This window comes from Streptomyces sp. HUAS 15-9 (genome assembly GCF_025642155.1).
In the GTDB taxonomy this organism is placed as follows: Bacteria; Actinomycetota; Actinomycetes; order Streptomycetales; family Streptomycetaceae; genus Streptomyces.
In genome coordinates, this window is the sequence record NZ_CP106798.1 from 1,864,488 (window position 1) to 1,877,465 (window position 12,978).

General features: G+C 72.3%; 12 protein-coding genes. 2 read left to right on the forward strand and 10 right to left on the reverse strand.

Going from position 1 to position 12,978, the window contains the following annotated elements; all coding sequences use genetic code 11:
• Positions 1–38 precede the first annotated feature (38 nt).
• The 3 genes from N8I87_RS08510 to N8I87_RS08520 form a co-directional block, all read right to left on the reverse strand.
• Positions 39–662 (reverse strand): TetR/AcrR family transcriptional regulator, encoded by a 624-nt coding sequence (locus N8I87_RS08510; protein WP_263206982.1) that lies wholly within the window; start codon positions 660–662, stop codon positions 39–41.
• Between the two features lie 73 nt (positions 663–735).
• The gene (locus N8I87_RS08515) at positions 736–1,023 is read right to left on the reverse strand and encodes a YiaA/YiaB family inner membrane protein (RefSeq protein WP_263206983.1); all 288 of its coding nucleotides are present in this window, start codon (positions 1,021–1,023) and stop codon (positions 736–738) included.
• Between the two features lie 60 nt (positions 1,024–1,083).
• On the reverse strand, positions 1,084–2,235 hold the full coding sequence (locus N8I87_RS08520) for an acyl-CoA dehydrogenase family protein (protein ID WP_263206985.1): 1,152 nt from the start codon (positions 2,233–2,235) through the stop codon (positions 1,084–1,086).
• A gap of 101 nt (positions 2,236–2,336) precedes the next feature.
• On the opposite strand from N8I87_RS08520, the gene N8I87_RS08525 reads away from it, so the two are divergent.
• Entirely contained in the window at positions 2,337–2,978 is a 642-nt protein-coding gene (locus tag N8I87_RS08525) for a TetR/AcrR family transcriptional regulator (RefSeq protein ID WP_263206987.1), read from the forward strand.
• 46 nt (positions 2,979–3,024) lie between these two features.
• A complete protein-coding gene (locus N8I87_RS08530; RefSeq protein WP_263206989.1) occupies positions 3,025–3,732 on the forward strand; it encodes an ArsR/SmtB family transcription factor in 708 nt (235 codons plus the stop codon).
• Positions 3,733–3,884: 152 nt separating this feature from the next.
• On the opposite strand, the gene N8I87_RS08535 is transcribed toward N8I87_RS08530, so the two are convergent.
• From N8I87_RS08535 to N8I87_RS08565, 7 genes are all read right to left on the reverse strand, one after another.
• The gene (locus N8I87_RS08535) at positions 3,885–4,967 is read right to left on the reverse strand and encodes a Zn-dependent alcohol dehydrogenase (RefSeq protein WP_263206990.1); all 1,083 of its coding nucleotides are present in this window, start codon (positions 4,965–4,967) and stop codon (positions 3,885–3,887) included.
• A gap of 14 nt (positions 4,968–4,981) precedes the next feature.
• Entirely contained in the window at positions 4,982–6,370 is a 1,389-nt protein-coding gene (locus N8I87_RS08540) for an aldehyde dehydrogenase family protein (RefSeq protein ID WP_263206992.1), read from the reverse strand.
• A gap of 143 nt (positions 6,371–6,513) precedes the next feature.
• Complete coding sequence (locus N8I87_RS08545; protein WP_263206994.1) at positions 6,514–6,978, reverse strand: DUF3574 domain-containing protein; 465 nt, start codon at positions 6,976–6,978, stop codon at positions 6,514–6,516.
• 9 nt (positions 6,979–6,987) lie between these two features.
• Positions 6,988–8,337, reverse strand: coding sequence for an ABC transporter ATP-binding protein (locus N8I87_RS08550; protein ID WP_263206995.1), 1,350 nt, complete (start codon positions 8,335–8,337; stop codon positions 6,988–6,990).
• Positions 8,338–9,332: 995 nt separating this feature from the next.
• Positions 9,333–11,564, reverse strand: a complete 2,232-nt coding sequence (locus N8I87_RS08555) for a molybdopterin oxidoreductase family protein (protein ID WP_263207009.1) — start codon at positions 11,562–11,564, stop codon at positions 9,333–9,335.
• Positions 11,565–11,677: 113 nt separating this feature from the next.
• Positions 11,678–12,292: a TetR/AcrR family transcriptional regulator gene (locus N8I87_RS08560; RefSeq protein WP_263207011.1), complete on the reverse strand. Its 615-nt coding sequence runs from the start codon at positions 12,290–12,292 to the stop codon at positions 11,678–11,680.
• 64 nt (positions 12,293–12,356) lie between these two features.
• Complete coding sequence (locus tag N8I87_RS08565) at positions 12,357–12,914, reverse strand: hypothetical protein (protein ID WP_263207012.1); 558 nt, start codon at positions 12,912–12,914, stop codon at positions 12,357–12,359.
• Between the last annotated feature and the right edge of the window lie 64 nt (positions 12,915–12,978).

The following is a 12,978-nucleotide window of genomic DNA, read 5'->3' on the forward strand; positions in this document are numbered from 1 at the left end:
GCCCGGGATCCGGCCCTCGGCGCTCGGCGGGCCTGGGCCTACTTCGCCCCGACCATCCGCAGGACGAGGTCGGCGTAGAGCGCGCCGACCTCCTCGGGCGTCCGGGGGCCCTCCACGTTGAACCAGCGGGCCACGTCGATGCACAGCGACAGCACCGCGAGGGTGGTGCCGTGGAGGTCCAGCACGTCGAACTCGCCGGACTCGACGCCCTCCTCGATGATGCCGCGTACCTCGGCGTCGACCTGGCGGCGCAGCGCGAGGATCTCGGCGCGGGCGTCCGGCCCGAGCGCCTCCAGCTCGTACTGCACCACTCGGGCGGTGGTGCGCCGCCCGGCGTGCCAGCGGACGAAGGAGCTCACGGCGTCGGAGAGCCGCTCCGTCGCGCTGCCCTCGCGCCGGGACGCCGTACGGAGGATGTCCAGGGCCCTGTCGTGGCCGATCCGGCTGATCCGGTGGAGCAGCTCCTCCTTGGTCTTGTAGTGGATGTAGAGCGCGGCCGGGCTCATGCCCGCGCGGCCCGCGATGTCGCGGGTCGTCGTCGCGTGGTAGCCGCGCTCGGCGAAGGCCTCCACGGCCGCGACGAGCAGGCGCCGGGCCGCCTCAGGGGTGACCTCTTCCCACGGCTCGACCTCGCCGCCGGTCGTCTCCTCGGCCGTACTCATCGCTCGCTCGCCCCTCTCGGTGACAGGAGCTACACCATACCGCCGAAGGTGAGCGGTCGCTTAGAGTGCCTGCTCAGATCTTCTCGAAGGGATCGTGTTCGGCCAGGAGCTTCTCCAGCCGTGCCTGGTCGACCCGGCTCACGATCTGCCCGGCCTCCTGACGGTCCCTGATCACCTTGGCCAGGGTGAACGCGGAGGTCACCAGGTACAGCACCGCGATGGCCAGGAAGGCCCGGACCCAGGCGTCGGTGTCCAGCCGGTAGATGCCGATGGACGTGGCCGCCATGGCGATGGCGAAGGAGGCGACGGCCTGCCCGTAGAACGCGGCCGTACTCTGCTGCTTGACCGGTGTGTCACTCATGGGGACAGCGTCTTCGGGCGCGGCCTCCGGGACCATCCGCCGACGTACTCAAAGAGGTACTCAGAACGCCGAGACTCCGGTCAGCGCCCGCCCGATGAGCAGCTTCTGGATCTGGCTGGTGCCCTCGTAGAGGGTCATCACCCGGGCGTCGCGCAACAGTTTGCCCGCCGGGTACTCGTCGATGTAGCCGTAGCCGCCGAAGACCTGGAGGGCGTTGTTCGCGGCGCGGACGGCCGCCTCGGAGGCGAACAGCTTGGCCTTGGAGGACTCCACGGCGAAGGGCAGGCCCCGGTCGATCAGGTCGGCGACCCGCCAGGTCAGCAGCCGGGCCGCGTCCACGTCGACCGCGATGTCGCTGATCAGCTCCTGCACCAGCTGGTGGCGGGCGATGGGCTTGCCGAACTGCTCGCGCTCGCCGGCGTACCGTACGGCCGCGTCCAGAGCGGCCTGCGCTATGCCGACGCTGCCCGCGGCGACCGACATACGCCCCTTGGCGAGCGCGGACATGGCGACCGTGAAGCCCTTGCCCTCCTCGCCCAGCATCGCCGAGGCCGGGACCCGTACATCCTCCAGGACCAGTTCGGCGGTGGTCTGGCCGCGCAGGCCGAGCTTGCCGTGGATGGTGTGCCGGGTCAGGCCCGGGGTGTCGGTGGGCACGAGGAAGGCCGAGACTCCCTTGTGGCCGGGGGCGTCCGTGGAGCGGGCGAAGAGCAGCACGACGTCGGCCCAGGTGCCGTTCGTGATGAACATCTTGGTGCCGTTGACGACGTAGTCCTCGCCGTCGCGCACGGCCCGGGTGGCGAGGTTGCCCGCGTCGGATCCGGTGCCCGGTTCGGTCAGGCCGAAGCAGCCGACGTACTCGCCGGACGTCAGACCGGGCAGCCAGCGGCGCTTCTGCTCCTCGCTCCCCCAGGCCGCGACGGACTTCGCGACGAGGCCGAGGGAGACGGACACGATCCCCCGGGCCGAGGAGTCGCCCCGGCCCAGCTCCTCCGTGACCAGGCAGTACGCGAGGTGGTCGCCGCCCGAGCCGCCGTACTCCTCGTCGATGGTCAGCCCGAGGAAGCCGACCTCGCCGAGCTTCTTCACGATGCCCCGGTCGACCTCCTCGGCCCGGTCCCAGGCCACCACGTTGGGGGCGATCTCCCGCTCGACGAAGTCCCGGGCGAGCTGCCGGACGGCGGTCTGCTCCTCGTTGAGCTCCAGGTTCACGACGAGATCACCCCACGGTTGACGGAACGCACGGCGGACCTGAATGCCGTACATTTAAATTAGCACTGCTAGTTTCAAGGTGCAGCCCTACTATGTGCGCCATGGCCCGACCGCGCAAGCCCCTCCTCAGCACCGACCGGATCATCGAGACGGCACGAGAGCTCGTGGACGCGGAGGGCCTGGCGGCCGTCTCCACGCGCCGGCTCGCCGCCGAGCTGGGGGTGAGCGGGCCCTCGCTCTACAACCACTTCCGCACCAAGGACGAGATCCTGGAGGCGGTCGCGGACTCGGTGAGCGCCCAGGTCGATCTGTCGATGTTCGAGGACGGCCGGGACTGGCGGACCGCGCTGCACGACTGGGCCGTCTCCTACCGGTCCGCCCTGCGCGACCACCCGCACATCGTCCCGGTCCTGGCCACCGGGCCCGGCCGCCGCCCCGCCGGACTGCGGCTCGCCGACGCCGTCTACGGCGGGATGGTCGGCGCCGGCTGGCCGCCCTCGCAGGCCACCTCCATCGGCGCGCTGATGCGGTACTTCATCATGGGCTCCGCGCTCGGCTCGTTCGCCGGGGGCTTCGTGGACGACGAGACCGCGTACGACCCCTCCGACTACCCGCACCTCGGGCAGGCCCACCTCCTCGCCGAGCAGCAGGAGAAGATCGACGAGCGCGCCTTCGAGACGGGTCTGACGGCGCTGCTGGACGGGCTGGCCCAGCAGTACGCACAGGTCGGACCGACCGCGTAACGACACTTCGGCGGCCGCCGAAGTGTCGGTGCCGCATCCTGGGTGCATGACCACCAAGGACCCGCAGGCGCGCGGACTCGCGGCACTGGCCGCGCTGATCGCGGACGAGACGCGGGCCGCGTGTCTGCTGACGCTGCTGGACGGGCGGGCCTGGACGGCCGGTGAGCTGGCCCGGCACGCGGGCGTCACCGCGTCCACGCTGAGCGAGCACCTGGGCAGGCTGGTCGCGGGCGGACTGCTCACCGAGGAGCGGCAGGGGCGGCACCGGTACGTACGGCTGGCCGACGCCCGGGCGGCACAGCTGATCGAGGACCTGGCCGCGCATGTCGCACCCGTGGCCCGGCGCCCGCGCACCCTGCGGGAGTCCACCGCGGGCTCCGCCATGGCACGCGGGCGCACCTGCTACGACCACCTCGCCGGGCGGCTCGGCATCGCACTCACGGACGCGCTGACCGAGCGCGGGCTGCTCCGCCAGGACACCGGGTTCGCGCTCACCGAGGCGGGCCTCGACTGGTTCGGCGCGGCCGGCATCACCCTCGACCGCACCGGGCGCCGCCCCCTGGCCCGAGCCTGCCTCGACTGGACCGAACGCCGGCCCCACCTCGCGGGGGTCGCGGGCGCGGCACTGTGCCGCCATGCCCTGGAGGCGGGGTGGTGCGTACGGATCGGCTCCGAGCGGGCGGTGAAGGTGACTCCGTCGGGGGAGCGGGTGCTCTCCGAGCTGTTCGGGGTCGAGTGGCGGGCCTGGTGCTGAGTCCGGCTACGGAGGTGGGGGGTTCTGTGATGTGCCGGGTGCGGCTCCGTTGCGGCTGGTCGCGCAGTTCCCCGCGCCCCTGAGGGGTTGCACGCCCGTCGGCCGACATGGCTCCGCCCATGTTCGGCCGAGAGCGTCTCCTGACCACCTCGTCAGAACACGACCAGCGCCCGGCCGCCCTTCCCCGCCAGCATGTTCTCGAACGCGGCCGGGATTCCCTCGAGTCCGATCCGTTCCGTCACCAGCGTGCCCAGGTCCAGTCGGCCCGCCCGTACGTGCTCGGCGAGCACGGGGAGGTCCCGGGCCGGGTCGGAGTTGCCGTACACACAGCCGGACAGGGTCCTGCCCCAGTGGAAGATCTCCAGGGCGTTGAAAGTGACCTGCTGGTCCTTGCCACCGATGCCGACCACGGTCGTCCGGCCGCCGCGGCGGGTGGAGTCCCACGCGGCCCTGATGCTGACCGCGCGGCCCACGCACTCCACGGAGACGTCGACACCCTGCTTGCCGGTGAGGGCGCGGATCTCCCTGGGCGTGTTCTCGGAGGCGACGACGTAGTCGGTCGCGCCGGCCGCACGCGCCAGCTCCTCCTTCTCCGGAGAGACATCGACCGCGACGATCCGCGCGGCGCCCGCGATCCGGGCCGACTGGAGGGTGGCGAGGCCGACTCCGCCCACGCCGAACACCGCGACCGTCTCGCCCGGCTGGACCCGCGCCGAGTGGTGGACGGCGCCGTAGCCGGTGAGGACGGCGCAGCCGAGGAGGGCGGCGTCCGCGAGCGGCACGCCCTCCGGCAGGGGCAGCACGCAGGAGGCGGCGACCACCGTCTCCTCGGCGAACGCGGCGACGTTGAGACCGGGGTGGAGGTCGGTGCCGTCGACGGTGCGGGCGTAGACGTCGGCGGCACCGCCCAGCGCGTTGCCGCACAGCCAGACCTCGCCGAGCAAGCAGGCGTGGCAACTGCCGCATGAGGGTGCCCAGTTCAGGACGATCTGGGAGCCTGGGGATACGTGGGTGACCCCTTCGCCCACGGCGACGACGGTGCCCGCGCCCTCGTGGCCGAGCACGGCCGGGACCGGCACCCGCATGGTGCCGTCGGACAGGGAGAGGTCGGAGTGGCAGACCCCGGCGGCGGCGAGGCGGACGCGGACCTGTCCGGGGCCCGGGTCGGGCAGCTCGACCTCGGTGATCTCCAGCGGGGCGCCGATGGCGGGCAGGACGGCGGCACGTACGGCCATGACTCGGAACTCCCTTAGAACTGGAGGGACTTGGTCTGGAGGTACTCGGCGAGTCCATGCGCGCCGAGTTCCCGGCCCACACCGGACTGCTTGTAACCGCCGAAGGGGGCCGAGGGGTTGAAGCGGCCGCCGTTGATGTCGACCTGGCCGGTGTCCATGCGGCGGGCGAAGGCCACCGCCTCCGTCTCGTCGCCGGCCCAGACGGCGCCCGCGAGGCCGTAGACCGTGCCGTTGGCGATGCGCAGGGCGTCCTCCTCGTCCGCGTAGCGGAGGATCGTGAGGACCGGGCCGAAGATCTCCTCCTGCGCGATCGTCATCTCGGGGGTGACGTCCGCGAACACGGTGGGACTGACGAAGTAGCCGGTCTCGCGCGCGGGCTCGGCGCCGCCCACGACCAGACGCGCACCCTCGGCGAGGCCCTGCTCGATGTAACCGCGCACCCGGGCCTGCTGCCTGGCGCTGACGACCGGGCCGATGCGGTCGCCGTACTTGGCGGCGGCCGCGGCGGCGAGCTCCACCGCCTCCTCGTACCGGTCGGTGTGCACCAGCATGCGGGTCCAGGCGCTGCACGTCTGGCCGGAGTTGGACATGACGTTGGCGACGCCGACGTTCACCGCCTTGGCGAGGTCGGCGCTGGGCAGGATGACGTTGGCGGACTTGCCGCCGAGTTCGAGGGCGACCTTCTTGACGGCCGCGCCCGCCACCGTGCCGATCTTCCGGCCGACCGCGGTGGAGCCGGTGAAGGAGACCAGGTCGACGTCCGGATGCTCGGCGAGGGCCTGTCCGGCGACCGGACCGAGGCCGGTGACCAGATTGAACACGCCCGCGGGGACGCCCGCTTCATGGACCGCCTCCGCGAAGAGCTGGGCGGTGAGCGGGGTGTCCTCGGCCGGCTTCACCACGATGGTGCAGCCCGCGGCGAGGGCCGGGGCGACCTTGGCGACGATCTGGTGGAGGGGGTAGTTCCAGGGGGTGATCGCGCCGACCACGCCCACGGGTTCGTGGTGGACGGTCGAGTTGCCGACCCTCTCCTCGAAGACGTGGGTCGCGGCGAGTTCGGCGTAGGAGCCCGCGACCGCGATCGGCACGCCCGCGTGGACCGTCTGCGAGAACGGGAGCGGTGCGCCCAGCTCCGCGGTGACCGTCTCGGCGATCTCGTCCTTGCGGGCCACGAGCACGTCCCGCAGCGCGGTCAGCCGTGCGGCCCGCTCGGCCGGCGGGGTCGCGGCCCAGGCCGGGAGGGCGGCACGGGCGGCCCGTACGGCGGTGTCGACGTCCTCGGCCGTACCGGCCGGGACCCGGCCGATGACCTGCTCGTCGACCGGGTTCACGACCTCGATCACGTCCCGGCCGGCGGCGGGGCGCCAGGCGCCGTCGATGTACAGGCCGTCGTGTGACTTCATGCTGCTTCCTCCCGGCGGGGCTGCGTCGTCCGACACTCAAACTAGCGGTGTTAGTTTTCCAGCGCCAGATGTGACCGGACGCTCCCGGACACCCGACGCTCCGGAATGCTCAACGCTCCGGAAACACGGGATGCTCCGGAATATCAGAAGTCGACCTGAGCCCCTTCGTCCACCCGGCCCACCGACTCCTGGCCGAAAGCCTTCTCGTAGGCCCGCCGGATCTCCTCGATGCTCCGGTCGTTCGCGTCGGCCCGCCCCACCGGATACAGCAGGACCAGTTCGTACGACCGCTCCCGCTCGATCGTGCCGTGCGCGTCCCGCCACTGCCCGCGCACGTCCCGCACGGTGAGCCCGTCCGGGAAGTCGGGGGTGACCTCCTTGTCGACGAAGGCCATGAACTGCCGGTCGGTGACGGCCGGGCCGCCGTCCGGGCGCGCGGTGCCGAAGAGGAGCCGGGTCTCGATGTACGGCTTTCCGCGCGCCGGAGCGTGGGCATCGGCGTCGGCGAGGGTGGCGTGGGCGGTCGGGGCGGCGGCCAGCAGAAGGCCGGCGGTGGTGAGGGCGGCGGTGGTGAGGGCGGCCCGAGTGGGGGTGAGGGGCTTGCGCATGCCCCATCCCTAGTGGGCCCACTCCTCCAGGTCGGGCAGCCGCGCCGGGGACGGGCAGATGCGTTCGCCGTGCTGGTCGAAGACGAAGAGATGGGCGATGTCGACCAGGAGAGGGACCTGCATGCCGTGCCGGAGGCTGATGTCGGGGGTGGTGCGCACGACGAGGTCGCCGGGCAGTCGGCCCTCCGCGGGCACCGGTCCGGGCTCGGCGTCCGCCGGGTGCTCCAGGACCACCACCGGCCCGGCGCGCAGCGCACCGGCCCGCTCCCTGAGCCGCTCCAGCACCGTCGGGCCCTCACGACGACGGCGCCGCGAGGGACGGACGGCCGGGCGCGGGGCCTCCAACTCCGGTACGACGGCCGGGCGGGAACCGGTGTTGAAGTGGACGAGGACCTCGTGCCCCTGGAACTCCACGTGCTCCACCAGCCCGCTGATCGGCACCTCGCCGGGCCGGGCGGAGGCGGGCTTGGCGATGCGGACGGCCTCCGAACGCAGTCCGACGATCACCTCGCGGCCCTGCTGCACCCGCAGCAGCCGGTGGTCCGTGCTGAGCGGTTCGGGCAGCCGCAGGGCCTGCTTGCCGAGGCTGATCGTCATCGCCCCGTCCAGCGGGGCGCGGACGACTCCCCGCAGCAGATTGATGCGCGGGATGCCGATGAAGGCGGCGACGAAGACATTACGCGGGAGCGCGTACACGGTGCGTGGGTCGCCGACCTGCTGAAGCACTCCGCCGCGCAGCACGGCGACCCGGTCGCCGAGCGACATCGCCTCGGCCTGGTCGTGCGTGACGTACACCGTGGTGACCCCCAACTCCCTGGTGAGCTGGAAGATTTCGGCCCTCAGATGGTTGCGGAGCTTGGCATCTATGTTGGACAGGGGCTCGTCCATCAGGAAGGCGGAGGGGTGGCGGGCTATGGCCCGGCCCATGGCGACCCGCTGGCGTTCGCCGCCGGAGAGCTGGCTGGGGTAGCGGTCGAGGAGGTCCTCGATGCCCAGCAGCCGGGCGGTGGCGTCCACCCGGGGGCGCGGGTCCGCGCCGGGGGCCTCGATGCGCAGCGGGAAGCCGATGTTGTCCCGGCTGGTCATGCTGGGGTAGAGGGCGAAGTTCTGGAAGACCATCGCGATGTCCCGGGCGGACGGCTGCAGATCGTTGGCGTACTCACCGTCCAGCAGCAGTTCGCCCTCGTCCATGTCCTCCAGTCCGGCGATCATGCGCAGGACCGTGGACTTGCCGCAGCCGGAGGGTCCGAGCAGGACGAGGAACTCCCCCGGCGCGATGTCCAGCGACAGCCGGTCCACGACGCGAACGCCTCGCGTGTAGGACTTGCTCACGTCGTGCAGGGAGATGGCGCGTGTCATGGCTGCTGCCCCCGGGGGCTGTCCAGAGCGCTGGTGCCGGTGCTCCGTGATGGAAGGCCGCGTGCGGGTCGAACGGGGCCTGTGAGTCACGGAAGTTAACGGAATGTGTGCGGCCGGGGGAAGACACGCGCCCGAATACCCGTATTACGCCAGGTGGGCAGGGAAACGGACGGCGCGATTCAGCGGGTGCCGGCTGTCGTGTGCGGCTCGCGGGCACGGCGACGGAGCCTGAACCAGGCAGCCCCGCCGACCGCGGCCAGCCCCACGGCGGCGGAGCCCGCGACCGGGCTGAAGGGGTTGTCGCGGGGCGGTCCGGAGCCGTCGGCGGGCGAGCCGCCCTTCGGACCGCCGTTGCCGCCCCCGGCCCGCCGCTGCCGCCACCCGGTGTGCCGCTCGGGCTGCTGCCGGGCGTACCGCCGGGCCCGGTCGGGCAGTCGACCTTGAAGACCTTGCGCCCGCTCGCGCCCTTGCCCTGGGCGGCGGTCCAGGTCAGCTTGTACTGCGCGGCGGGCAGCAGCAGGTTGTCGGAGGTTCCGGCACCGTCGACGAGCGCCAGGGAACTGGAGAAAGTGACGGCCCCCCGCCTCGCGGGCTGCGGCTCGATCGTCCAGTCGATCCCCTCGGCCTCGTCGAAGTCGACCGCGTCGAGGTAGAGGCTGCAGGCCTTCGGCCCGTCGAGATACGTGGCGACGGCCGTGCCCAGCACATGGATCTCGATGTCCCCGTCATCACCGGGGGCCGCTTCGGCCGGCGGACCGAGGAGGACGGTCCCCGCTACGGTGAGCGCCGTCCATGCGGCGGCTCTGCGGGGCAGGGACGAAGTCGACATGCCGGCCCTCCGTCAGATGCTTGTCATACGCCTCTCATCATCTGACTCCCTTTCACATCCGCGCTCCGTCGCACGGGAACGGCGCCGCGCGCCCCCTCGTACATCACCCCGCCGGCTCAACGAGGCCGCAGATCCCACCCCGAGCCGGCGGTGCGACGACGTCGGGTCACGGCGTCGCGGTGAGTTCGACCGGCACTCCGTTGAGGACCGCGTTGCCCGACAGCGGATCCAGCAGGCTGCCGTCGAGGAGCTGGTTGACGTTGACTCCGGGAGTCAGGACCGCGTGGTTCATCCGGATTCCGGGGCGGTCGTGGCCCCAGCCGTGCGGCAGGCTCACGACGCCCGGCCGGACGCCGTCGGTGATCTCGGCGGGGGCGACCACCTCTCCCCCGGCCCCCTTCACCCGTACGTCGGCCCCGTCGCGCACGCCCAGGCGGTCCGCGTCCTCGGGGTGGATGTGCAGGGTGCAGCGGTTGGTGCCGCCGGTGAGGGCGGGCACGTTGTGCATCCAGCTGTTGTTGGAGCGCAGATGGCGGCGGCCGACGAGGACCAGCCCGTCGGGGCGCTGGGCCAGCGCCTCCCGCAGCCGGGGCAGGTCGTCCGCGATCGGCTGCGGCAGCAGCTCGACCTTGCCGCTCCTGGTCTTCAGCGGCTGCGGGAGCCGCGGGCGCAGCGGGCCGAGGTCGATGCCGTGCGGGTGGTCGAGCAGCTGCCGCAGGGTCAGCCCGTCGGGCCGTACGCCGAAACCCTCGCCGTAGGGGCCGAGGCGCAGCATCATGTCGAGCCGGCGCTCGGGACCGGTCGCGCCGGTGAGCTGTGCGGCCAGCTCCTTCGGGTCCCGGCCGTACACGGGAGAGTGTTCCTCGCGCACCGCCTTGCCGAGGGTCTGGTCGATCACCATGTCGTCGACGGACGAAGGGGCGGCGCCGCTCATGCCGACAACGGCCAGGATCAGCCGGGCCAGGATCTCGGACTCGGCCATCCGGCCGGGCTCCAGCGGGACGGCGGGGCGGGCGTAGCGGACCTGGTTGCGCACGGCGAGGGTGTTGAAGGCGAAGTCGTGGTGCGGGCTCTGCGAGGGCGGCGGCGGGGGCAGTACGACGTGGGCGTGGCGCGAGGTCTCGTTCAGATACGGGTCGACGCTGACCATGAAGTCGAGGGAGTCCAGGGCCTTGTCGAGCCGGTCGCCGTCGGGGGCGGAGAGGACGGGGTTGGCGGCGATGGAGATGAGGGCGCGGACCGGCTCGCCCTCCTCGGTGGCGGTGTCGATCTCCTCGGCGAGCGCGGACAGCGGCAGCTCGCCCTTGGCCTCGGGGTGCCGGCGCACCCGGGAGTGCCAGCGGCCCAGGGCAAAGCCGTGGCCGGGTCCGGCGGGCCGGGGGGTCCTGTCGGTGGCGGCCTGCGGGAAGAGGGCGCCCCCGGGCCGGTCGAGGTTGCCGGTGAGGATGTTGAGGACGTCGACGAGCCAGCTGGCGAGGGTGCCGTGCGGGACCGTGCAGGTGCCTATGCGGGCGTACACGGCGGCGGTGGGGGCGGCGGCGAGTTCACGGGCGAGGGCGCGGATCGTGTCCGCGTCGACGTCGCAGGCCTCCGCCGTGGCCGCGGGGGTGAAGTCCCGTATCGCGTCCCGGAGTTCGTCCAGCCCCTGCACATGCGGGGCGAGCTCGCCGAGCTCGACGAGTCCTTCCTCGAAGAGCACGTTCGTCATCGCCGCGAGCAGCAGCGCGTCGGTGCCGGGGCGGATCGCGAGGTGCCGGTCGGCGAGTCTGGCGGTGCGGGTGCGGCGCGGGTCGATGACGGTGAGGGTGCCGCCGCGGGCCCTGAGCGCCTTGAGCTTGCCGGGGAAGTCGGGGGCGGTGCACAGACTTCCGTTGGACTCCAGGGGGTTGGCGCCGATGAGGAGCAGATGGTCCGTGTGGTCGAGGTCGGGCACGGGGACGGCGTTGGCGTCGCCGTACAGGAGTCCGCTGGAGACGTGCTTGGGCATCTGGTCGACCGTGGAGGCGGTGAACAGGCTGCGGGTGCGCAGGGCGCCGAGCAGGACCGTCGGGTACAGCGCGCCGGCCATGGTGTGCACATTCGGGTTGCCGAGGACGACTCCGACCGCGTCGGGGCCGTACCGCTCGACGACCGGACGCAGGCCCGCGGCCACCGCGTCGAACGCCTCCTCCCAGGTGGCCTCGCGCAGTTCGCCGTCCTTGCGGACCAGGGGTGCGCGCAGCCGGTCCGGGTCGCCGTCCACGGCACCGAAGCAGGCGCCCTTGGGGCAGATGAACCCCTTGCTGAAGACGTCGTCGCGGTCGCCGCGGGCGCCGGTGACACGGGTGCCCTCGATGGTGAGGGTCAGCCCGCAGGTGGCCTCGCACAGGGGGCAGATTCGCAGGGCGGTGCGGGACACGGGTCCTCCCGGGTGGCGGCGGCGCGGCTGCGGTGGCGCACGGACGGGCCGAGCATACCGACCGGTATGCCCAATGGGGAGGCCTCTCGGAAAGGGGTCCGGAATCGGACGGTTCAGTCCAGCACGCGCGCCAGATACGCCCGCAGCAGCTCCCGGGTCTCCGCGATGATCGCCTCGTCGCCCTGCGGGTCCACCCGGAAGGCGAGGTGGACCAGCGTGTCGGCGGTCTCCACGGCGATCAGGAAGGTGCGGCGCAGTTCGTCGTCGGGGGTGCGGCCGAGGTAGCCGGAGAGCAGGTCGGTGAGGCGGTCGGCGACACGGTGGTTGGGCTCGGTATGGCGGGCTCCGACCGGGATCTGGTTGCCGAAGTCGACGAGGGAGAAGCCGGGCGCGGTGCGCTTCATGGCCAGGTACTCGTCGAGCACGGCGTCCATGGCCGCCCGCCAGTCATCGCTGCCCCCGTCCCCGAGCCGCTCGGTGACACGCTCGCTGTACCGCTCCAGGTTGCGCTGGGCGAGCGCGTCCACCATCTGCCGTTTGTTGCCGAAGAAGCGGTAGACCGAGCCGATGGGCACACCGGCGCGCAGCGCCACGGCCCGGGTGCTCAGGGCGTCGTAGCCGACCTCGTCGAGGAGGTCGGCGCAGGCGTCGAGGATCCTGGTCAGCCGTTCGGCACTGCGCCGCTGGACGGGCGCTCGGCGAAGCGATGCATGGGGCACGGGCTTCATGATGCCTTTCCGCCGGGGTCCGGTGAACATCGCCCCTGAGTACGGAGGAAGGTGGCCATTGCACTCATCGGGCCGTCGCGCCCGTCGCACCGCTCGTGGCCGGCGTCGCCCCCGTCTCCGTCTCCGCCCCCGACGCCGTGATGTCGGCCGTGCTCTCCACCGGCTTGCCGCGTACGGCCCACACCGTGTCGTCGTCCGCGTAGAGGCGGGCCGTGACGTGATGCGTGCCGTGCGGGACGAGGCGGGGGGCGAGGCGGTACTCGGGGGAGCGCAGCCGGGTGACCAGGCCGCCGTCCACGAAGAGGTACGCGAGGCCGCGGCCGGCCGTCGGCTCGGCCTTCGTGCCGGCCGGTGAGAAGCGGAAGTTGCGGACGGTCAGCCGGACGTCCCAGTTGCCGGCGGCGTCCGGGGCCACCTCGACGTCGACGTCGGGCGCCCCCTTCTTGCCGACCTCACGGTAGTGCCGCCCTTGGCCGTCCGTCTCGCCGAGGACTCTGCCCACCGGTGAGGGCGAGTCCCCGTCCTCGCGTTCGTGCGCCTCGCCTGTTCCGCAACCCGTCGTTCCGGTCAGCAGCAGGACGCAGACCGCGAGGGTGGCCCGAAATCCGCGCGTCCATGACATGCCGGGGAGACTAGAACACCGTTCGGACCACCGGATCCCCCTGAGGTCTGGTTCCGGTCGGTCC

What these genes read in the sequence shown, in the direction of transcription:
- N8I87_RS08535 (WP_263206990.1), bottom strand. Translation starts at nt 4,967, where the DNA reads ATGGCCGTACGTGCCGCCGTCCTGCCCGCCATCGGCGCCCCGCTGGAG.
- N8I87_RS08515 (WP_263206983.1), bottom strand. Translation starts at nt 1,023, where the DNA reads ATGAGTGACACACCGGTCAAGCAGCAGAGTACGGCCGCGTTCTACGGG.
- N8I87_RS08510 (WP_263206982.1), bottom strand. Translation starts at nt 662, where the DNA reads ATGAGTACGGCCGAGGAGACGACCGGCGGCGAGGTCGAGCCGTGGGAA.
- N8I87_RS08560 (WP_263207011.1), bottom strand. Translation starts at nt 12,292, where the DNA reads ATGAAGCCCGTGCCCCATGCATCGCTTCGCCGAGCGCCCGTCCAGCGG.
- N8I87_RS08550 (WP_263206995.1), bottom strand. Translation starts at nt 8,337, where the DNA reads ATGACACGCGCCATCTCCCTGCACGACGTGAGCAAGTCCTACACGCGA.
- N8I87_RS08530 (WP_263206989.1), top strand. Translation starts at nt 3,025, where the DNA reads ATGACCACCAAGGACCCGCAGGCGCGCGGACTCGCGGCACTGGCCGCG.
- N8I87_RS08565 (WP_263207012.1), bottom strand. Translation starts at nt 12,914, where the DNA reads ATGTCATGGACGCGCGGATTTCGGGCCACCCTCGCGGTCTGCGTCCTG.
- N8I87_RS08540 (WP_263206992.1), bottom strand. Translation starts at nt 6,370, where the DNA reads ATGAAGTCACACGACGGCCTGTACATCGACGGCGCCTGGCGCCCCGCC.
- N8I87_RS08525 (WP_263206987.1), top strand. Translation starts at nt 2,337, where the DNA reads ATGGCCCGACCGCGCAAGCCCCTCCTCAGCACCGACCGGATCATCGAG.
- N8I87_RS08545 (WP_263206994.1), bottom strand. Translation starts at nt 6,978, where the DNA reads ATGCGCAAGCCCCTCACCCCCACTCGGGCCGCCCTCACCACCGCCGCC.